Annotated in this window: 19 protein-coding genes; 8 read left to right on the top strand and 11 right to left on the bottom strand. The window is 65.6% G+C overall.

The window, feature by feature from the left end; translation table 11 throughout:
* Positions 1–39: 39 nt before the first annotated feature.
* Positions 40–966, bottom strand: a complete 927-nt coding sequence (locus tag OHB12_RS04225; protein ID WP_327116320.1) for a LysR family transcriptional regulator — start codon at positions 964–966, stop codon at positions 40–42.
* Positions 967–1065: 99 nt separating this feature from the next.
* Between OHB12_RS04225 and OHB12_RS04220 the strand changes: the two genes are divergently transcribed.
* Genes OHB12_RS04220 through OHB12_RS04210 form a run of 3 tightly spaced genes read left to right on the top strand, consistent with a single transcriptional unit; the run spans position 1066 to position 3754 of the window.
* On the top strand, positions 1066–2244 hold the full coding sequence (locus tag OHB12_RS04220; RefSeq protein WP_327116319.1) for a cytochrome P450: 1179 nt from the start codon (positions 1066–1068) through the stop codon (positions 2242–2244).
* Between the two features lie 11 nt (positions 2245–2255).
* Positions 2256–2579 (top strand): non-heme iron oxygenase ferredoxin subunit, encoded by a 324-nt coding sequence (locus OHB12_RS04215; RefSeq protein WP_327116317.1) that lies wholly within the window; start codon positions 2256–2258, stop codon positions 2577–2579.
* Positions 2576–3754, top strand: coding sequence for an NAD(P)/FAD-dependent oxidoreductase (locus OHB12_RS04210; RefSeq protein ID WP_327116315.1), 1179 nt, complete (start codon positions 2576–2578; stop codon positions 3752–3754). The genes OHB12_RS04215 and OHB12_RS04210 overlap by 4 nt, the downstream gene beginning before the upstream one ends.
* Positions 3755–4009: 255 nt before the next feature.
* Here the strand turns inward: OHB12_RS04210 and OHB12_RS04205 are convergent, their stop codons facing one another.
* Both OHB12_RS04205 and OHB12_RS04200 read right to left on the bottom strand, forming a co-directional pair.
* Positions 4010–5065 carry a cytochrome P450 gene (locus OHB12_RS04205; protein WP_327116313.1) on the bottom strand — a complete coding sequence of 352 codons (1056 nt, stop codon included), beginning with the start codon at positions 5063–5065 and terminating at the stop codon, positions 4010–4012.
* A gap of 31 nt (positions 5066–5096) precedes the next feature.
* Positions 5097–5288 (bottom strand): ferredoxin, encoded by a 192-nt coding sequence (locus OHB12_RS04200; protein ID WP_327116311.1) that lies wholly within the window; start codon positions 5286–5288, stop codon positions 5097–5099.
* Positions 5289–5518: 230 nt separating this feature from the next.
* On the opposite strand from OHB12_RS04200, the gene OHB12_RS04195 reads away from it, so the two are divergent.
* The 4 genes from OHB12_RS04195 (at position 5519) to OHB12_RS04180 (ending at position 9419) form a co-directional block, all read left to right on the top strand.
* Positions 5519–6385 carry an ABC transporter substrate-binding protein gene (locus tag OHB12_RS04195; RefSeq protein ID WP_327116309.1) on the top strand — a complete coding sequence of 289 codons (867 nt, stop codon included), beginning with the start codon at positions 5519–5521 and terminating at the stop codon, positions 6383–6385.
* A complete protein-coding gene (locus tag OHB12_RS04190; protein ID WP_327116307.1) occupies positions 6382–6819 on the top strand; it encodes a PaaI family thioesterase in 438 nt (145 codons plus the stop codon). The genes OHB12_RS04195 and OHB12_RS04190 overlap by 4 nt, the downstream gene beginning before the upstream one ends.
* A gap of 105 nt (positions 6820–6924) precedes the next feature.
* Positions 6925–8442 carry a bifunctional 3-(3-hydroxy-phenyl)propionate/3-hydroxycinnamic acid hydroxylase gene (locus OHB12_RS04185; RefSeq protein WP_327116305.1) on the top strand — a complete coding sequence of 506 codons (1518 nt, stop codon included), beginning with the start codon at positions 6925–6927 and terminating at the stop codon, positions 8440–8442.
* A 38-nt stretch (positions 8443–8480) separates the two neighbouring features.
* Entirely contained in the window at positions 8481–9419 is a 939-nt protein-coding gene (locus OHB12_RS04180) for a VOC family protein (RefSeq protein ID WP_327116303.1), read from the top strand.
* Positions 9420–9966: 547 nt separating this feature from the next.
* Here the strand turns inward: OHB12_RS04180 and OHB12_RS04175 are convergent.
* From OHB12_RS04175 to OHB12_RS04160, 4 genes are read right to left on the bottom strand one after another with little or no spacing between them, the layout of a single operon-like run.
* The gene (locus OHB12_RS04175; protein WP_327116301.1) at positions 9967–10938 is read right to left on the bottom strand and encodes a fumarylacetoacetate hydrolase family protein; all 972 of its coding nucleotides are present in this window, start codon (positions 10936–10938) and stop codon (positions 9967–9969) included.
* Positions 10935–12881 (bottom strand): acetoacetate--CoA ligase, encoded by a 1947-nt coding sequence (locus OHB12_RS04170; RefSeq protein ID WP_327116299.1) that lies wholly within the window; start codon positions 12879–12881, stop codon positions 10935–10937. Before OHB12_RS04170 ends, OHB12_RS04175 begins: the two co-directional genes overlap by 4 nt.
* The gene (locus OHB12_RS04165) at positions 12878–13453 is read right to left on the bottom strand and encodes a cupin domain-containing protein (RefSeq protein WP_327116297.1); all 576 of its coding nucleotides are present in this window, start codon (positions 13451–13453) and stop codon (positions 12878–12880) included. The genes OHB12_RS04170 and OHB12_RS04165 overlap by 4 nt, the downstream gene beginning before the upstream one ends.
* A gap of 14 nt (positions 13454–13467) precedes the next feature.
* Positions 13468–14487 carry a fumarylacetoacetate hydrolase family protein gene (locus tag OHB12_RS04160; protein WP_327116295.1) on the bottom strand — a complete coding sequence of 340 codons (1020 nt, stop codon included), beginning with the start codon at positions 14485–14487 and terminating at the stop codon, positions 13468–13470.
* Positions 14488–14590: 103 nt separating this feature from the next.
* On the opposite strand from OHB12_RS04160, the gene OHB12_RS04155 reads away from it, so the two are divergent.
* The gene (locus OHB12_RS04155; RefSeq protein WP_327116293.1) at positions 14591–15187 is read left to right on the top strand and encodes a TetR/AcrR family transcriptional regulator; all 597 of its coding nucleotides are present in this window, start codon (positions 14591–14593) and stop codon (positions 15185–15187) included.
* 33 nt (positions 15188–15220) lie between these two features.
* On the opposite strand, the gene fahA is transcribed toward OHB12_RS04155, so the two are convergent.
* The 4 genes from fahA to OHB12_RS04135 all read right to left on the bottom strand — a co-directional run bounded on the left by fahA (position 15221) and on the right by OHB12_RS04135 (position 20142).
* Positions 15221–16426, bottom strand: coding sequence for a fumarylacetoacetase (gene fahA / locus OHB12_RS04150; RefSeq protein WP_327116291.1), 1206 nt, complete (start codon positions 16424–16426; stop codon positions 15221–15223).
* Entirely contained in the window at positions 16423–17256 is an 834-nt protein-coding gene (locus OHB12_RS04145; RefSeq protein ID WP_327116289.1) for a hypothetical protein, read from the bottom strand. Before OHB12_RS04145 ends, fahA begins: the two co-directional genes overlap by 4 nt.
* Positions 17253–18446, bottom strand: coding sequence for a homogentisate 1,2-dioxygenase (locus OHB12_RS04140; RefSeq protein ID WP_327116287.1), 1194 nt, complete (start codon positions 18444–18446; stop codon positions 17253–17255). Before OHB12_RS04140 ends, OHB12_RS04145 begins: the two co-directional genes overlap by 4 nt.
* Positions 18447–18528: 82 nt before the next feature.
* The gene (locus tag OHB12_RS04135) at positions 18529–20142 is read right to left on the bottom strand and encodes an FAD-dependent monooxygenase (RefSeq protein WP_327116285.1); all 1614 of its coding nucleotides are present in this window, start codon (positions 20140–20142) and stop codon (positions 18529–18531) included.
* Between the last annotated feature and the right edge of the window lie 9 nt (positions 20143–20151).

Here is a 20151-nt window from a genome sequence, read left to right as displayed (position 1 = left end):
GCAAAGTCCGATGCCACGGCGAGCGTCGGCCGCCGTGACTCATATTCGGGCAGGTACCGGGCCGGTGCGCAGCAGTTCACGAGCCATGTCCGCGAAGGCCCGCGCGCGCCGGGTCATTCGCGCAGTGGAGTTCATGACGAGTAGAACTTCGACCGGCGGGCCCATTCCCTCGAGATCGACCGACGCGACCGCACTGCCGTCGTAGCTGCGCTCGGTCCCGGGCCGGTGCAGCAGCACCGCCCAGCCCATACCGCGGCCGACGAAAGTGCGCACGGTCTCGACGCTTCTGGTCCGGTAGCGGATATCAGGCGTAAAGCCGACCTCGGCGATCCGGCCGGTGAAGAACTCCAGGCTGGGCGGCATATCGATCATCACCATCGGCTCGTCTATCAGTTCGGACAGCGCGACGGTGCGCCGCGCGGCGAATCGATGTCCGGCCGACAGCACCGCGTAGGGGGCGCACGAATACAACGGCTGGGTCATGACATCGCTGCCCAAGCCGATGTCGTACATGATCGCCAGATCGCACAGTCCGTCGGCGAGCCGCTGCTGCAGGCCTTCGACGGTGTCCTCGACGAGGTCGATCTCCAGTTCCGGATAGCGGACCGGCGCCTCCTCGAGAATTCTGCCCATCACGAACGGGGTGATCGTCGGAAAGCAGCCGACGGCGAGCCGACCCGAGATATCCCCTCCGATGGTGCGCACGGCGCTTTCGAGCTCACCCGCATGGCCCAGCACCTGCCTGGCATCGACGAGCAACTGCCGTCCCGCGGCCGTGAGCGCGGGCGCTTTGGCGGGTCGGCGGACCAGAACCTGAACGCCGAGCGCTTTCTCGAGCTGACTGATGGCCAATGACACGGCGGTCTGCGAAACGTGGAACTCCGCAGCCGCCGCGCTCAATGTTCCGCGTTCGACGGTGGCCACGAAGAATTCGAGTTGGCGCAAGGTGACGTCGAGCGACTTCATAAGAATAACTTAGGTCAAATGCCCGATATATGTGCTTTTCATAGAAGATGGCGCGGATCACACTCATGAGGTGCAACACGCTCGATGAGGAGGAATTCGGTGCCGACACCGCAAATCGCTCTCGACCTCGACGCCATGACGGTCGACCCCTTTCCCACCTTCGCCACCCTGCGCGAGTCCGAACGCTGGACCTGGTCCGAAACCATGAAAATGTGGCTGGTCAGCCGTTTCGATGACGTCGTCTTCGTGGACTCACATTCGGAGATCTTCTCCACCGAGATTCCGGGCGCGCTGCTCACTCGCACCCTCGGGCAGACCATGATCCGCAGTGAAGGAGACCTCCACCGACGCCTCCGTGGCTCCGGCGACGAGCCGCTCAAGCGCCGCTCGATCCAACGCGCCTGGCCCGAGGTCATCGACGACCTCGCCCGGCAGTACCTCGAGCCACTTCGCGGTCGCGACCAGGCCGATCTGGCGGCCGATTTCGCCAATGGCTTCACCGGGGCCTGCCTGCGGGAGGTGCTTGGCCTCCTCGACGCCACATCCGAGGACATCCATCGCTGGTCCGACGCCTACATCGGCGGATTCATCAACAACACCGACGACCCCGATGTGTGGAAGGTCGTCGAGAACGCGCGCGCCGAGAACACCGAAGCGGTCCGGCTGGCCATCGAACGTGTTGGCCGCGAGCCCGACGCTACGGTGGTCTCGGCCATGGTCCACGCCAGCCCGGACGAGCCGCTGTCGCTCGAGGAGATCGCGGCCAATATCCAGCTCATGATCGCCGGCGGTTTCAATGACGCCCGTGACGCGATCGCTACCCTGCCGTGGTTGCTGATGACCCACCCCGAGACGCGCCAGCGGGTTCGCGAGGACAGTGCGGCATTCGAACGCGCCATTGACGAATCCGTGCGGTGGCTGACACCGGTCGGCAGTTACCCGCGCATTCTGATCCAGGACTTCTCCGGTCCCGCAGCGGATTTGAAGGCCGGCGACACCGTTCTGGTGCTGGCCATGTCCGCTGACTACGACGAGCGGAAGTTCGCCGATCCGGAGAAGTTCGACATCGACCGCCCGGCACTCGAGGATCACCTCGGCTTCTCCGTAGGCGCGCACTTCTGCCTCGGCAGCCACCTGGTGCGCGCGATGATGCGCGCCGCCGTCCCCTTGATCCTCGACCTGCCCGGTATTCGGCCGGCCGCCGAACCACGGTTCATCGGCTGGCAGTTCCGGGGTCCGGCATCCGTGCCGGTGCTGTTCGACCAAACGGAGAAGTAATGAGCGACAACATGATTCGATTCAAACTGTGCGATCGTGCGGACGTCCCCGTGAACGGCATCATCCGCGTCACCGATGTGCCGGGGATCGACATCCCCCTCGCGGTAGCCGACTCGGATGGCGAGATCTTCTGTATCGCCGATACCTGCAGCCATCAGACCGCCTCGCTGTCCGACGGCTGGATCGAGCACGGCTGCGTCGAGTGTCCGCTGCACGAATCACGTTTCGATCTCGCGACCGGGTCGCCCGATGTACCCCCTGCCCGTACACCGATCGCCACGTTCCCGGTGGTGGTCGAGAATGGCCAAGTCTTCCTCGTGGAGGCGCGATCATGACCCACATCGCCGTGGTCGGCGCATCGCTGGCGGGCCTCCGGGCCGCCGAAACCCTGCGCGCGGAGGGATTCGACGGTGAGTTGACCATCATCGGGGACGAGCCCCACCTGCCTTACGATCGCCCACCCCTGTCCAAGGACTTCCTGCTCGGTAAGGTCGAGATCGCCGATATCGCGTTGGCGGACAGCGCCTCTCACGACTACCTCGACGCACGCTGGGTATTGGGGTCGGGGGCAACACGCCTGCGGCCGGGGCAGGTGACCATCGGTGACGGGGAGGCCCTGGCCACCGATGGAATTGTCCTCGCCACCGGAGCCCGTGCCCGGCGAATTCCCAAGGGCGACAGGCTAACCGGAATTCGCGTCCTGCGCACTCTCGACGATGCCGTCGCGCTTCGACAATCACTCGAGTCCGCGCAGCGGGTTGTAATCGTGGGCGCCGGTTTCATCGGCGCCGAAGTCGCCTCCACGGCGGCCGCTCTCGGCAAACAGGTGACCATTGTGGAAGCCGCGAGACAGCCGTTCCAGGCGCACCTGGGCCGAGTGGCGTCCGATCTGCTCCGCCGGACGATAAACGACCACAACGTCGAGCTTCGCACCGGCCACACAGTCTCCGAATTCGATGGCGCTCAGCGGGTCTCGGCCGTCGTACTGGACGATGGCACGCGACTACCGGCCGACCTGGTCCTGGTCGGCATCGGCGCGATTCCCAATACGGAGTGGCTCGCGGGATCCGGCGTGCTCTGCGACAACGGTGTGCTGACCGATGCCTGGGGCCGGACGAATGTGGCGGGCATCGTGGCTGCTGGCGACGTGGCGCGGTTCCAGCGCGGCGACCGGCAGATCCGGGTGGAGCATTGGACGTCGGCGTCCGGCATGGCGGCCACCGCGGCGCGAGCGTTGCTTGCTCACCTCACGGGTGTAGCGCCGGGTGCCCCACATCTCGACGCACCGTACTTCTGGTCCGAGCAGTTCGGCCACCGGATCCAAATGGTCGGCCGACTCCAGCCGGACCTCTCGGTTGACATTGTCGAGGGGGCGGTCGACAACCGGAGATTTGTGGCAGTGCAACGCAGCGCCGACGCCGTCACCGCGGTGCTGGGCTGGAGCATGCCGCGCGAGTTCACGCAGTGGCGACGTCGGAACACTGATTCGCTCCGGGAAGCCGCTCACTGACGACAGTGATATCGAAGTCCGGTACATCCGTGCCGGACTTCGATACCAATACGCACGGTTTGTGGTCCAGCCCAGCGCCCCGTCGCACGCCCGGGTGCGGATGAATGTTCGACCGGGAGCCGGTCAGATCAGCCGGTCGTCACAGTGACCGGCAGAGATGCCAAGCTGCGCAACACATTGTTGTAGTGACGAACCGGAGCGTCGGCGTGGATGTGACTGACCTTGTGCAGCAACGCGTTCAGGACCGCCTCGCCCTCAATCGTCGCCAGCGCCTGGCCCGCGCAGCCCGTAGCCGAAGCCGAGATGGTCGGTGTTCGCACGGGTGATATCGAATCGATCGGCATCGGCCCATTTGCGCTCGTCCCGATTGGCCGAGTCGTACAGGACCGCCAGGCGCGACCCTGCCGACAGGTCGACGCCCCCGAGGGTGACATCCGTTCGCGCGGTGCGCCCGAACAGTTGCGCCGGAGATTCACAGCGCACCACCTCGCGCAGCGCCTGCGGAACCAGCGTCGGATCGGCGCGCAGCGCCTGCCACTGGTCGGGGTTCTCGGCGAACAACCACACGGCATGACCGAGCGCGTGCACCGTCGTATCCATACCCGCGGCGACATAGGCCAATACAACGAAGGGCGCGGCTTCAGCTGGGATCCATCCCGCGTCGGCTGCCTCGTAGACCGCGCGGCCCATACTGCCCTCGGCCAGCGCGTCGCGGGTCGCGGTGACCGTCACATATTCGGTCAACGCGTCCAGTGCAGGGAGCGCCGCACGGGTGCGGTCGTTATCGGGGCCGAAGGTATTGAAGTTCGCGTCGAGTAGCGGCAGCAGATCCGCACGCCCCTCTCGTGGTAGCCCGATGAGATCACCGACGATGTCGACGGGGAAGCGGTGGGCGAGCTCGGCGACCGCGTCGAATGAGCCCTGATCGACCAGTCGATCGACGAGTTCCTCGGCACGGTACGCGATTTCGGGTCGCAGGGCGCGCACGGCACGCGGTGCCAGCCGCTCGGCCAGCACTCCGCGCATCTGATCGTGCCAGGGCGGATCGGCGCGAATGACGCCGCGATCGCTGATGAACTTCTTGGCGGCCTCGTTGAACGCGACATCGGATGAGGAGAACGACTTCCAGTCCCCGAGTACTTCGCGAGCCTGCTCGTACCGAGGTATCGCGTACGCATCGATCCGATTGAGATACACAATCGGACCCGCATCGCGCAGCTCGCGGTAGACCTCGTAGGGAGCGGCCATCACCTCATCGGAAAACAGGTCGATATCGGACCGCGGAACGAGAACGGACGTGGGAACGGGCATGTGCAGATCCTTTGGTACAGGCCGACTTCGGCTAGGCCTCGAGGTGCAGGGCGGCGACCGGGCACAGCCGGGCCGCGGACTCGGCTTTGCGGACGAACTCCGGCGGTACGACCGCTCGGGTGACGACCACGACGGCGTCGTCGTCCAGGTCGAACACCTCGGGCGCCGCTTCCACACAGAGTCCGTGGCCTTCGCAACGAGAGAGGTCTGCGCTGATCCTCATGTTCTCCTCCTGATCACGGATGCACTAACAGAAACGATCCGTTTCGTTGCATACGATATGTAGAGCAGATGGAAGAAATGGGCGAATCGCGGAAATTTCCCGGGGCCCCCCAATCGGCGAAGGGGGGCCCGGCTGAGAACCGTCATCTACAGTGAGCAATTGTGTACTAGACGTACCGTTTCGTACGCGCGATTCCGCCAATCGGGGATCCAGGAAAGGTAGACACAGCCATGACCGTTCGACTGCGCCAATCGGTGTTCGTCCCCCCGCCGCTGTATGTCGTAGCCGACCAACGCGGCTTCCTCGCCGAAGCGGGAGTCGAGGTCGAGACCACGCTCACCCGATCCTCGGACCAGCAGCGCGCCCAACTCGTCGCCGGAGACTGCGACCTGGCCGTGACGGCCATCGACAACCTGATCGTCTGGAATGCCACCGGAGCCTCGATCCGGCTGCTCGCGCAGGTGGAGCGAACCACCCCGCTGCATCTTTTGGGGCGCAAGGGTTTCGACACGATCACGGCTCTGCGCGGGGCCGAGCTGGGGGTGGACGCGGTCGACAACGGGTTCGCCATCGTCCTGCGGCACCTACTGCGCTCGCACGGACTCACCTCCGACGACTACACCCTGACCCCTGTGGGCGGGGTGCGCGAGCGCTACGCTGCCTTGCTCGCCGGCGCTATCGCGGCAACCCTGCTCGGACCACCCCTGGACGAGCTGGCCCGCGGGCAGGGCTTGCCGGTACTGCTCGCCATCGGCGACGAACTGCCCGACTACCCAGGGCAAGGCCTGGTGGCCGGACCGGCCGGGCTGGCATCCGCCGAGGCGATCAGCACCTATCTGGCCTGCCTGGACCGGGCTCGGCACTGGCTCGCCACAGCCGAGCCCGCGCATGCGGTCGACCTGCTGATTCGGGGCGGGTACACCGAACTCTCGGCCCGCGCGAGCCTGCGGTCCGCCCCGGACTCGCTCACACCCGCGGCCGCCGGGTTGCGCCGCCTCTACGCGATTCGCACCCAGTTGGCGATGGTGCCTCCCGGCGCACCCGTGGTCGACGAGCTTTTCGAGCCCGCTCCCCTGACCTCGGCGGTATCCCCGTGACCACCGCCGTCGACGGGGCCGACGAGGACCGTGTCGTCGACGCAGTACGCCAACTCCTGGCCACCGACCAGGTATCACGAACGCTCGGCATCGAAATGCTGTCCGCCCGACAAGGTCGCGCATCGGCACGTATGCCGGTTCGGCCGAACATGGTCAACGGCCACAACATCTTGCACGGGGGGCTGGTTTTCACCCTGGCCGATACCGCGTTCGCCTGTGCCGCAAATAGTTTCGGTCCCGCCGCGGTGACCGCCGCCGCCGATATCCAGTTCCTTCGCCCGGCATATCTCGGTGACGTCTTGACCGCCGAGGCGATCGTCCGCTCCCGCTCGGGACGGACGATGGTTTGCGATGTGACCATTCGATGTGCCGACGAGGTGATCGCCGAATTCCGAGCACGCGGCAGCCTGCTCGGCGAAAGCCGCCCGGAGTAGCAACCCGAGGACCCGCACGAAATCTCGTCGACCAGAGGGATTGTGATCCACGCCGCACCGACGTACAGTCGATTCGATACGATACGTTTAGTACACAAGGGAGTGATGGTGTCGTACGACTACGAAGTAGCTGTCATCGGTTGCGGACCGGTAGGGGCAACCGCTCTCGCCCTACTGGGACGCGCGGGAATCTCCGCGATCGGAATTGAACGCGAGGCCTCCACCTGGCCCCATGCCCGCGCCGTGCATTTCGACGGCGAAACACTCCGAACACTGCAGGCATTGGGTATCGGCGAGCGGGCGTCCGCGATCTGCGAGCCGATGACCGAATTCCGCATGGAGAACGAGGCGGGCGAGATCCTCTTCGAGCTGCCCACCGGTCAATTCGGCACTCAGGCATGGCATGACGATTTGATGTTCCATCAGCCGGATATGGAGGCGCTGCTGCGCGAGGAACTCGAACGACACCCGAATGTACGACTGTGTTCGGGGCGCACGCTCCTCGATTTCACGCAGGACTCCGACGCTGTCCGATGCCGGGTCGAGAATGCCGATGGTGCGACGGAATTCATTACCGCCCGCTGGATGATCGCGTGTGACGGCGCCAATTCGCCGGTGCGGCGACAACTAGGCGTCGAGACCGAGAAGCTCGGTTCCGACGACCCGTGGCTGGTCGTCGACGGTCTGCTGCACGGCGGCCCGGGCCTGCCCGGCACGATGGCATTCCTCGGACACCATTCCCGGCCCGGACTGTGGGTCCGGTTGCCCGGCGACCGCGTACGGATGGAATTCAAGGTCATGCCCGGCGACGACCCCGCCGAGATCGTGACCCGTTCGGCCATCGATCGCATCAGCCGGGGCGTCCTGTCGGTCACCAACTTCGAACCCGACCGGATCGCCATCTACACATTCCGGGCTCGCGTCGCGGAGCAGTGGCGCGTCGGGAACGTCTTCCTCGCGGGCGACGCCGCGCACCAGGCGCCACCGCTGTTCGGCCAAGGTCTCTGCGCCGGTATGCGCGACGTCGCCAATCTGGTGTGGAAGCTGAAAGCGGTGGCCCGCGGCACCGCCGCGCCGACCCTGCTCGATACCTACCAGAGCGAACGGCTACCGCATGCCCGCTACTGGGTGGAGAAGGCGGCCACCATGGCCCATCTCGTCCAGACGACCGATCCGGCAACGGCCGCGGGTCGCGACGCGCACATCCGCAGCCACCCTCAGGACGTGTATCCACCCCTCCCGGCGCTCGGACCGGGATTGCATGCGGGTCCTGACGATCCGAACGCAGGACATCTCTCGAGCCAGCCCATGCTGGCGGACGGGACTCGCCTCGACGACATCGTTGGTGCGCGCTTCCTGCTGGCGACCACTGCCGAGTTATTCGCTGGGCTCCCCGAGGACCGGCGAATCGAGGTCGAGGCCAATCCCGGGATTGTCATTCTGACCAACCCTGAACAGGTCCGCGAGCTTCTCACCGCGGTCGACTCGCACGCCGTCGTGGTGCGGCCGGACCGGTATGTACTCGGCGCCGCCGATACCGCGACGCGACTAGCGGAGTTGCTCACCATGATCCCCGCGCTCACCGCCGCACCGCCGACACCCGCCGCACCCGTAGTGGCGTAGAAGCCGGCACCGGCAGATTGAATTTCGAAGGAGGAAGAATGTCGTTCAGTCCGATCACCCATCTGCGTCACGTCGATATCGCCGTGCCCGACTACGACAAACAAGTCGAGTTCTATGCCAAGCACTGGGGTTTGGCCACCACCGGCGACGAGCGCGACGTGAGCTACTTCGCCGCGGAAGGCTCACCCGAGCAGTACAACGTGCGCGTCCGGAAGGCTGCGGAGAAGCGGCTCGACCTGATCTCGCTCGGCGCGGCCGACCGCGCGACCGTCGATGGACTCGCCGCCCGTCTCGGCAGCGAGGGCGTGCAGCTGATCAATGAGCCGGATATCCTCCAAACCCCCGGTGGCGGTTACGGTTTCCGGTTCTTCGACCTCGAGGGCCGCACCATCGAGGTGTCGTCGGATGTGGAGACCCGCAAGCATCGCAAGATCGAGGAGAAGGAAGACATTCCGGTGCGCCTGTCGCACGTGGTGTTCAATTCGCCCGAGCCGGAGAAGATGACGGCGTGGTACGAGAAGCATCTGAACTTCCGGCTGTCCGACACGAATACCCATCCCCGGATGGGCGGGCTGTTCTGGTTCTTGCGCTGCAGCGACCAGCACCACAGCATCGCGATCTCCCGCGGTCCGCACACCGCGCTGAATCATGTCTCGTTCGAATTGCGAGGCCTGGACGAATACCTGTACGGCAGCGGCCGTCTCATGCGCGCCGGGATCCCCAAGATCTGGGGCCCCGGCCGGCACCGCGCCGGTGACAACACCTTCACGTACTTCCACGACCCCAACGGCAACACTATGGAGTACACCACCGAGCTCGCCACCATCGACGAGGACACCTGGCACCCCAGCATCTACGACGTCTCCGATCCGGCAACCTCCGATATGTGGGGGATCGCGGAGACCGCGGACGAGTGGATCAGCAAGCAGATGTTCAACGACCCCGACAAGGGCCAGTTCGTCGCACCGCCCATGTGAGATATCGGGCCCGGTCAGCGGGCGGGAGGCAGCGAATTTCCAGCTGCCCCCGCCCTTTTCGGATCCCAAGGCGTTACAACAAGTTTCATGATCACCTCGAGCAGCCCGAGGGTTTCCCCAGACGGATCGAGCAGGGATTGGATGCGCAGGCCATCCATCACCGCGAGCGTCAGGGTAGCCCTCTCGTCCGCCGATAGGTCCGCGCTGTCCATCGACGTGGGTAGCGCACTGCTGCTGAAGCGCGTGCGGATGCGCTCGCGTCGATAAAGAACTCGGCGCGCGGGATGTGTGGGGTCTGTGGCCGCCCGGTATTCCCGACGACATCGCCCGCGTCGTCCTCTCCTGCGCATCGGATCTGTCGGCGCCTTCATGACGGGCAGCACGCTGCTCGGCGACGGCGGCAGCACCGTCTGACCAAATCTTCTTCAGTTGCCGCATTGGAAGCTTCGGTGCCGCCGGGGGCCGAGCACTGGATGCCCCGGCGGCATCGACCGAGGGCCCGACCGCGGTGGTACTGCGGTCGGGCCCTCGGTGCGCTCGCCCCCGATCAGCCCTGGGTGGAGGCAGATCGGCAGACGGTGCGCTGCTTTCCGAGGCCGGTGATCTCGGCCTCCATCACGTCCCCCGCGCGCAGGAACCGCCCATGGTGTGAGCCGTTGCCCGCGGGTGAACCGGTGATGACCATGTCGCCCGGCTCGAGCGTGGTGTAGCGGGAGATATAGGAGATCAGCTGCGCGGGGCCGAACAGCATGTCGCTCGTCGAGCTCTTCTGCATCAGGTCGCCGTTGAGGTGCAGGGTGATCTCCAGATCGAGCGGGTCCGACACGAATTTCGCCGGGGTGAGATACGGCCCGGTCGGATAGAAGGTGGGCGCGTTCTTCGCCCGCATCCAATCGGTGCCCATCATCGGAATATCGCTGCGGGGCACCAGACTCCGCGTGGTCAGGTCGTTGCAGATGGTGTATCCGGCGACCGAGTCGATGGCCTCGGCCACGCCGACATCGCGAGTCCGGCATCCGATGATCACGCCGAGTTCCAGTTCCCAGTCGTGGTTTTCGCCCACGGACGGCAGAATCACGTCGTCATAGGCACCACTGATGGCTGTCGGCACGCCGACCCAGACATAAGGGTCGCCATGGGCGGCCCGCTCGTCGGTCTCCCGGGCTGCCTGCTCACGCAGTTCTGCCTCGGACGCGCCGGGGGTTCCGATGCGGTGGGCGACCGTGATCTGGATGATGTGCTCGCGGTAGTTGGCGCCCGCCGCGAAGATCTGCCCCGGCTGTTGCACCGGCGCGAGCACGCGCAATTCCTCCACCGGACGGCCGTCGCCGGTCACCGTGTTCGCGAAGTCCTGCAAGGATCGCAGGACGGGCTCCCAGTCGCGAAGCATCGCCGCCGTCGACGTATGTGGCAGGACTGTGCGGGTGTCGTACACGCGCCCGGCCACGACGATTCCCGGATACGGCGGCTGGTCTCCGTCTGCGAAGGTGCCGATGTGAAAGCTGACATCGTTGCTCATACTGTCTCCAGAGTGTGTCGCCGGCGTGCGAAGTCCTCGTATTCCCGCAGCAAGCCGCTGTCGTCCACCGCGCCCAGGTCCACGACATCCGTCAGGGCCGCGCCCTGGAGCATGCGCTTGACGGGGACCTCCAGCTTCTTCCCGGTCCGCGTGTGCGGGATGGCGCGCATGAACACGATGTCGTCGGGTACATGCCGCGGCGACAGCAAGGTACGCAGCGCTTCCGCGATCCGAGGCCGCAGTGCCTCGTGATCCACACCGTCGATCGCCACCACGAACAACACCATGTCGTAGTCGTCAGCGCCGAGTTCGGCTCCCACGATCAGGGATTCCCGCACCTCGGGGAAATCCTCGACGACACGGTAGATCTCCGCCGATCCGATCCGGATGCCCTGGCGGTTCAATGTCGAATCCGAACGCCCGTGGATCACCGAACTGCCGTCAGCGTCGAATTCGATGAAATCGCCGTGCCGCCAGATGCCGGGGAACATCTCGAAGTAGCTGGCCAGGCAACGCCTGTTGTCCGGGTCGTTCCAGAATCGCAGCGGCATGGACGGCATCGGCTTGGTGACGACCAGTTCGCCCTGCTCCCCCGCCACTGGATTACCGTCAGCGTCCCATGCGGCGACCGCGACACCGAGCGCCGGTGCCTGTAGTCGCGGCTTGCGAACCGGCAGTTCCGGGACGCCGCCGACGAAGATGGAACAGATGTCGGTGCCACCGCTCATCGATGACAGCCACATATCGTCGAAATGCTCGTAGACCCAATCGAATCCGGCTTCCGACAGCGGTGATCCGGTCACCTGGAGCGTGCGCAACCGGCTTTGGGGTGGCTGCACGCCCGCCTTCAGGCAGGCGTGGATATAGCCAGCGCTGAGTCCCATGACGTCGACGTCGTGTTCGGCCGCGACCTGCCAGACGCGGCCCAGTTCGGGCCGGACCGGGCTACCGTCGAGCAGCACCACCGTCGCGCCGACGCCCAGGCCGGAGACCAGCATGTTCCAGACCACCCAGGCCGTGCTGGCGACGTTCATATAGTGATCGCCCGCCCGCACATCGCTGTGGATGCGCAGCATCTTCAGATGCTCCAACAGCACACCGCCGTGGCCGTGCACGATGCCCTTGGGGATTCCCGTTGTGCCGGAAGAGAACAGCACCCACAGCGGATGCTCGAACGGCACATCGGTACATTGAAGTTCGATGTCTGCGTCGGTGACGGCAGCCCAGGTTCGCACCGGAACATCGAAGGCGGGCCGTTGCCCCGGACGCAGTTCATCCACCCAGATCACGTGCTCGAGATCCGGCAATTCGGCTGCCACCTCGGTCATTTCGGCGGCTCGCTCGTGCTCGCGCCCACCGTGCCGGTAGCCGTCCGCGGCGATGAGTACCCGCGGGCTCAGTTGAGCGAAGCGGGAGACGATTGCACTGGTGCCGAATTCCGGCGAACACACCGACCAGATGGCACCGACCGCCGCACACGCGAGCAGCGCGACCACGGCCTCGGATCGGTTGGGCAGTACCGCGGCCACCCGGTCACCGGGCAGCACGCCCATCGACCGCAGCGCCGCGGCCAGGGCCGCGACCTGCCGGTGCAGCTCGGCGCGCGACACGGCATGCGACCGGTTGTCGTCGTCCACAATTATCAGCGCAGTCTCGGGGGCCTTGCGCAGCATGTGCTCGGCGTAGTTGACGGTGCGGCCCGGAAACCAAGCGCCACCGATCATTTCGTCCGGAGCGACCGGACCGGTCGGTGCGCCGCCCAGCCGGACATCCTCGAAGTCGGCCATGGCCAGCCAGAACCGGTCCGGATGTTCGGTCGACCAGCGCCACAGATCCAGGTACTCGGCATCCCGGAGTTCGGGGGGCAAACCCGCCCGGAAGCGGGTCACCTCCGCGGCGGCCACACGCTCCGAGCTGGGCCGCCACACCACATCACTGGTCACGGCCGCGCCTCGTCGAACAGCGGCAGCGAACCGAGCAGGATGAACGCCATCCGGCACGGCTTGTCGCTGCGGTTGGACCACGAATGGCTGGTGCCACGCTGGACGACAACGTCGCCGGGTTTCATCAAGCACTCACCCTCGTCGGTCATCAGCCAGACCTCACCGTCGAGCACGATGCCGTAGTCGAGGGAGTCGGTGCGATGGAACCAGAAGTGCCGCGAATCCTTCTCCGACGCAGCGCGGGCGTGCTCGCCGCCGAACTCACTGAACATCGTCTGCGCCGCCTGGTCGCTGTAGGCGGCATCCGGCGGGAAGGTAGCGATCCGGAAGATGCTGCCACCGACCTTGGGGTACATGGGCACCTGCGTATCGGCGGTGGCCGTATCCTCGTTGCCGGCATTGGAGATATCGCCGGGCTCGGTGAGCCAGGCGACACTCGCACCGAAGCCCGGAATATCCTCGGATACAAAGACATTCGGGCAATCGCCGACACTCACAATGATCGATCGGCCGTTCTCGTCGTGACCCGTCACGATCCGACGAACGGGCGGAATCGCAGTGTTCTCACTCATTGGGGCGTTTCCTCTCAGACTGTGGCCGCACCGAAGGGATACGGACGCGGCTCCGGCCACCACGGCGCTGTCGCGGGTTCGGCACTCAGGCGGTTGCGCAGGACACCGACACCGCTGATCTCGAGTTCGACGATATCGCCCGGCCGCAGCTTCTTGTCGATTTCGAGGCCGGAGCCATTGGGCAGCGTGCCCGAGCCGATGAGATCGCCCGGCTGCAGGTTGTCGCCGATAGAGACATATGCCAGCATTTCGGCGGGGGTGTAGATCATGCCTTCGGCCTTGGTGCTGGTCCACTCCTCGCCATTGACGCGGACGGAGCCGGTGATGGCGTCGAAGTCCTGGATCTCATCGATCGTCGTGATCCACGGGCCGATGCCGTAGGCGAAGTCCTTGCACTTCTGCGGTCCCATACCCATACCCATTTCGGAACCCTGCACATCGCGGGCGCTGAAGTCGTTGAAGATGGTGAGACCGAACAGCTTGGCCTGCGCCTCGTCGGGCGTGAGGTTGCTGCCGCAGCCCCCGACGATCAACCCGATTTCGAGTTCGTAATCGACGAATTCGGAGTAGCCCGGGTACGGCACCTCCTGGTCGTGCCCGTAGACCACGCCGGTGGACCCCTTGAAGTAGCCGGGGGTCTTGAACAGCTGCGGGTTCGGCAGACCACCGCCGACCTTTTCGTGGAACTGCTTCATATGCAGCGGGAAGGTCAGACCGTCGCGGATCACCGGCGGATCGACAGCGGGCTGCCAGTCGACCTCACCGATCGGCAGCGACGCATCGTCACCCGCCTGATCCACCGCCCAATGCGCGGCCTCGAGGAATACCGGACCGGCCGCGATCGCGGCGGCCATGCTCGACGGGAAGTACGCAGCCGCTAGCCTCTGCGCGGCCGCGCTGGACGCCGACCCGCGCTGACGGCCGATGCGGTACGCCTGGGCCAGATCCACCACTCGATCCCGGTCGGGTTCGACCGCTACGAGTCTGGTTTGGTCACCGTCCGGCGTCGAACGGGAGATTCGGCTGAGCTTCATTGCTAACCACCCTCTATGTCATCCGAAACGTTTCGTATCGTATACGGAACATAGAACCATGCCAATACCGTGTTTGACAATGGATTCGGGATAACATCCACTTGTGGCTGTACGAAGCGAATCGAGTCGACAGGCGATCCTGGACGCAACCATGGACCTACTGGTCCGGGATCGGAGACGGGCGACCACCGTCCAGAAGCTGACCATCGAGATGATCGCCAAGCGGGCGAAGGTCAGCAAGGCGACCATCTACCGGTGGTGGCCCAACAAGGCCGCCGTGGTCATAGACGCCTTCATGGAGGGGCATCTGCCACAGGTCCGCATCCCGGATGATCTTCCGGTCCGCAAGGCCCTCGAAACCCATGTGAAGTCACTGGTCGCGCGGTACGCCGGACCGCAAGGGCGGCTGATCGCCCAGATCATTGCCGAGGGACAGTACGACCCGGCGACCCTCGCCGATTTCAAGACCCGGTTCTGGAACGACCGATACGCCGCGGTGGACAAGCTGATTCGCCGAGGGGTCGACGAGGGCGTGTTCCGTTCCGACATCGAACCGGGCGATGCGGCCGAGATGATCTACGCGCCGATCTACTTTCACTTGCTCTTCGGTACCGGCCCGCTGGACGATTCGCTTGCGGAGCGGCTCGTCGACCAGGCTATCCGTGGACTCGCGGCATCAGCGGCGGGTACTACGGACTGACTCGCGGTACCCGCCGCCGCACAGAACAATGCGTCAGGAACCCGCCGCTTCCGGCGGTTGAATGCGGGCGGTGACCTCGCCGAGGCTGATCAGCGCACCGGAAGGACCGGGGGCAGATCCGCGCAGCGTCACGATATCGCCATCTTCCAGGAAGGTACGGGTGCCGCCATCGGGCAGGCGCACCGGCTCGGTTCCGTTCCAGGTGAGTTCGATCAGCGAACCGCGCTGATCCACAGCCGGTCCGGACACCGTGCCCGAAGCGAACAGATCACCCGTACGCAGGCTCGCACCGTTGACCGTCATGTGCGCGAGCATCTGCGCCGGAGACCAATACATCTGCGCGTACGGCGGCCGAGACACCGTGTGCCCGTTCAGCGCGAATTCCAGCCGTAGATCCAGTCCCCATGGCTCCGACTCCGCGAGATACGGCAACGGTTTCGGATCCTGTGGCGGCGTCGGTACCCGCGCGGCGGCCAGTGCTTCCAACGGAACGATCCATGGCGAGATCGAGGTGGCGAACGACTTGCCAAGGAACGGCCCGAGCGGTACGTATTCCCAGGCTTGGATATCGCGGGCCGACCAGTCGTTGACCAGGCACACACCGAAGACATGGTCGGCGAAATCCTCGGTGGACACCGGCTTTCCCAGTTTGCTCGGTGCGCCGACCACATAGCCGACCTCGACTTCGATATCGAGGCGCGCCGACGGCCCGAACATCGGCACCGGATCCGACGGAGCCTTGCGCTGCCCCCGGGGACGAATCACCGAAACGCCGGAGGCGATGACCGTGCCCGCCCGGCCGTGGTAGCCGACCGGTAGATGCTTCCAATTCGGCAGCAGCGCAGCCGAATCCGGGCGAAACATGGTGCCCAGGTTGGTGGCATGGTGCTCGCTGGCATAGAAATCGACGTAATCGGCTACCTCTATCGGTAGGTGCAGTCCGACCTGGTCCACCGGATGCAATATCTCGGCCGCGCGGTCTCGTTGCATCGGGTCGGTGAGCAAGTCGATGATCCGACGGCGGGTCGCTGTCCAGAATTCCCGCCCACAAGCCATGAAGTCGTTCAACGAAGCGCTTTCGAATACCTGGTCGCCCAGAGCCGCCCGTAGATCGAGCACATGATCGCCGATCCGGACTCCGACGCGGGCAACTTCGCCCGATGGCGAGAAGACTCCGTAGGGCAGGTTGTCGATTCCGAAGCCGGAGCCCTCGGGTACCGGCGCCCAGGTGGTGGTCATTGTGAAACCCTTTCCGTGTCAATAAGTCCGAAGGCCTGGGCCTCGGCCACCGGGATGGTCGTGCTGCACGATCCGTAGCTGGTGAGCAGGCTGCGTGTGGCCGTGATGGCCGCGGCATCCAGGGTGGTGGCCGTGCGCACCAACCGCAGGGAGTCGTCGGTCAGCAAGGTGGCCTCGATCGCTCCTGCGTCCGTGCCCCCGGCGGCGGCCGCGGCGGCGAGCACCAGATTCAGGAATCCGTGGTGGGTGAATCCGGTCCGCTCATCGGTGTAACGAACCGCGTGATGCAAACCGGCGGTGGCTTTCACGGGAACGCCCGCTCCAGCAGCGGCGACCAGTGCCTCCGCCAGTGCGGGCGCCGAGGGGAACAATTCCGGCCGAATGCCGCCGCAACGGAGCTTCAGGCCGACGCCGAGCCGTGCCAGTTCGGGGGCGAGGTCGGCGATGTCGGAGTAGGCCGCGGGCTCGACGAAAATCGGCACGCGGTCCGGCAGCTGGGCGACCGCCTCCGCCACCGGTGCGTTCGCCGCGGCGAGTGGGAACTCGATCAGCGCCAAATCGAAAGCCGGGTCGGCTGCTATGTCCGACAGCACGGTGGCCAGTCCGGACATGCCTTTGTCCGCGATTAGGCCGACGCGAATGCGGTCGCCGATTTCGAGTTGGGCGCGCAGTTCGCCGATACGGCTCGCCGGGCACAGGAATCGGTGCGTCAGTACCGGATTGGCCGCGAGGCTGTCGGCCCTGTGCCGCGCGACCGCTTCGGGCATGCTCAATGCGGTCGGCGGGAACAGTCCGGCATCGTCGACCAGGCCGCCCAGCAGTCCGGTCATGAGTTCGCCCGCGACCAGCTGCCGACGTAGACGCCGTCATCGCAGGCCATTGCGCCCTCGCCGAGCTGCAGCGGCCGGAAGGTGTCGACCATGACGGCGAGCTCGTCGAAGAATTCCTTACCCAGGCTGCGCTCGACCGCTCCGGGCTGTGGGCCGTGCGCGTGCCCGCCCGGGTGTAGCGATATTGATCCCTGCCCGATTCCGGTGCCCTTGCGCGCCTCGTAGTCGCCGCCGCAATAGAACATCACTTCGTCGGAGTCGACATTCGAGTGGTAGTACGGCACCGGCACCGATAGCGGGTGGTAGTCCACCTTGCGCGGCACGAAGTTGCAGATGACGAATTTGTCCCCCTCGAACACCTGATGCACCGGCGGCGGCTGGTGCACCCGGCCGGTGATCGGCTCGAAGTCGGAGATATTGAAGGTATACGGGTAGAGGCAGCCGTCCCAGCCGACAACGTCGAACGGGTGGTGCGGCACCAGATAGCGCGTACCGGTGATCCCGTTGGGTCCCCGGTGTTTGACGAGGACTTCGACGTCGGTCTTCTCCGACAGCAGCGGCTCGGCGGGGCCGTGCAGATCTCGTTCGCAGTACGGGGCGTGTTCGAGTAGCTGGCCGAAGCGCGACAGGTACCGCTTGGGCGGCGCGATATGACTGTTTGCCTCGATCACGTAGGCGCGCAGCGGGTTTCCAGTTTCCGGTAGCCATCGGTGCGTGGCCGCCCGGGGCAGGACGACGTAGTCGCCTTCCCGCACCGGCAGCGCTCCGAACACGGTCTCCACGAGGCCCGCGCCCGACTCGACGTACACACACTCGTCGCCGATGGCGTTGCGGTACAACGGTGATTCCGTACCGGCGACGACATAGGAGATACGGACGTCGTCGTTGCCGAGTACCAGTCGACGACCCGTCACCACGTCGATCGACTTCCACTCCTCACCCGCAAACAGCGCGGGCAACAGCAAATGCCGCGGGATGAGCGGATGGTTGGGACTCAGCGAAAGGTCTCCGGGCTCCCATGTCGCCGCTTCCCGGATCGCCGAGGGGATATGCCGGTGGTACAGCAGCGACGAATCACTGGAGAAGCCCTCCTCCCCTACCAACTCCTCGTAGTACAGCGCACCGCCGCCGGTGCGGAACTGGGTGTGTCGTTTGGGTGGGATCTGTCCTACCTGGCGGTAGTACACCATGTCAAACTCCTCGATTATAGTCAAAGCATTGACTATTTAGGTGGTCGGCCATGCTGAAACGAAGCCCTCGAAGGCCGCGCTGTCAGGCCACCACGGCGACCTCGGCCGGCGCACCGCCGGCCCGCCGGATCGCACTGGTCAGTTCTTCGACAGTCGGTTCGACCAGTGCCGCGGCAATATAGGCGTCGGGTCGCACCAGCCAGACTTCACCGGGTTCGGATCGCAGCGCGGCAGTAAGTGTCCCTTCGCGGTCGATCGCCGCGATCTCCAGCACCCGGATCGGCGCGGGTGTGGCGGTGGTCGCGCACCGCGCCAGCGTCTGCACATCCACACCCGGTCCGGCCAGCAGCAGCAACCCGTCGCGAGCGAACTCCCGTAGCCGTCCGTGCCCGCCATCGGGCAGGGTGACCGGCGCGTCGGGCGCGATGATGCCCGGGGCAGTGGGAGCGACGGTGCCGCGGGGCGGCCGACCATGGAAGGGACGGCCGGGATCCGGGGTGGTCAGCGGCGAATCGACATACCAGAACGGCTCGGACAGCCGACCAGAGTCGACCGCCGCACTGGTAGCGGGATCCACCGCTGCGCGTTCGAGGGTGTCGCGGCGTACCCGGCGCTGCTGGTCATCGCGCGGCACCAGGAAGTTCATAGTGTCGGTGGTGACCTCGATATTCTCCAGAGCGGCCGCGTGTCTCTCGACGTGGTAGCTCTCCAGCAGTTCCGCCGGCGCCCAGCCGTTGAGCACGAAAGCCAGCTTCCACGCGGCGTTCTCGGCGTCCGCGACGCCGGAGTTCAATCCACGCGCGCCGAAGGGCGACACCAGGTGGGCGCAGTCGCCGGCCAGCAGTACCCGGCCCACGCGCATGCGGTCGACGACGCGAGAGTGGAAGCGGTACACCGAGTTCCATACGATCTCGTAGTCCGTGTCGCCGATGATCCGGCGAATCCGCGCGTCCAGCGCGCCGCTGGCTCGCTCCGCGTCGAGGTCGTAGTCGCCGGGCACCTGCCAGTCGATGCGGAACGTCGAGTCCGGGCAGGGATGAATGAGCACCTGCCGGCCGGGATTCCACTCCGGGTCGAAGTAGAAGCGGCGTTCGGTGGCCCAGTCCGGCAGATCGGCCCGGATATCGCAGATCAGGAACCGATCATCGAAGGATTCACCGCCGAAGTCGATGCCGAGCTCCCCGCGCAGGTCATCGCTGCGCGGGCCGCCGCACGCGACGGCGTACGCAGCGGTGGCGGCCGTCTCCCCCGCCGGAGTGACGCAGCGCAGGCGGACACCGTTGTCGTCCTGCGCGATTCCGGTGACGGTATGGCCCCAGCGCACGTCGATCAGTTCGGACGCCGCGATGGTTTCGTCGAGGATCTGCTCGGTGCGGGTCTGCGAAATGTTGACGAACGCCGGGAACGCCGACTTGCCGTAGTCCGGCAGGTCATAGGAGAACAGTTCGCGATTACGGTAGAAGGTGCGGGCCGTGGTCCAGGTAACGCCCTCCTGCGCGATCCGGCGTCCAGCGCCGACGGATTCCCACACATCGAGCACGTCACGCTGCTGACAGATGGCCTTGGAGCCGATTTCGTCGCGCTGTGGCCGGGCGTCCAGCACGATCACGGGGATACCCCAGCGGGCCAGCAGCAGCGCGGTCGTCTGACCGACCGGCCCATTGCCGATGACGGCGACCGTCTTATCGGTTGTCATGCCGAATTC

Origin of the sequence: Nocardia sp. NBC_01730 (assembly GCF_035920445.1) — a bacterium.
In the GTDB taxonomy this organism is placed as follows: domain Bacteria; phylum Actinomycetota; class Actinomycetes; order Mycobacteriales; family Mycobacteriaceae; genus Nocardia.
The sequence above is the reverse complement of the archived record's forward strand: the minus strand, read 5'-3'. Positions and strand labels throughout refer to the sequence as shown.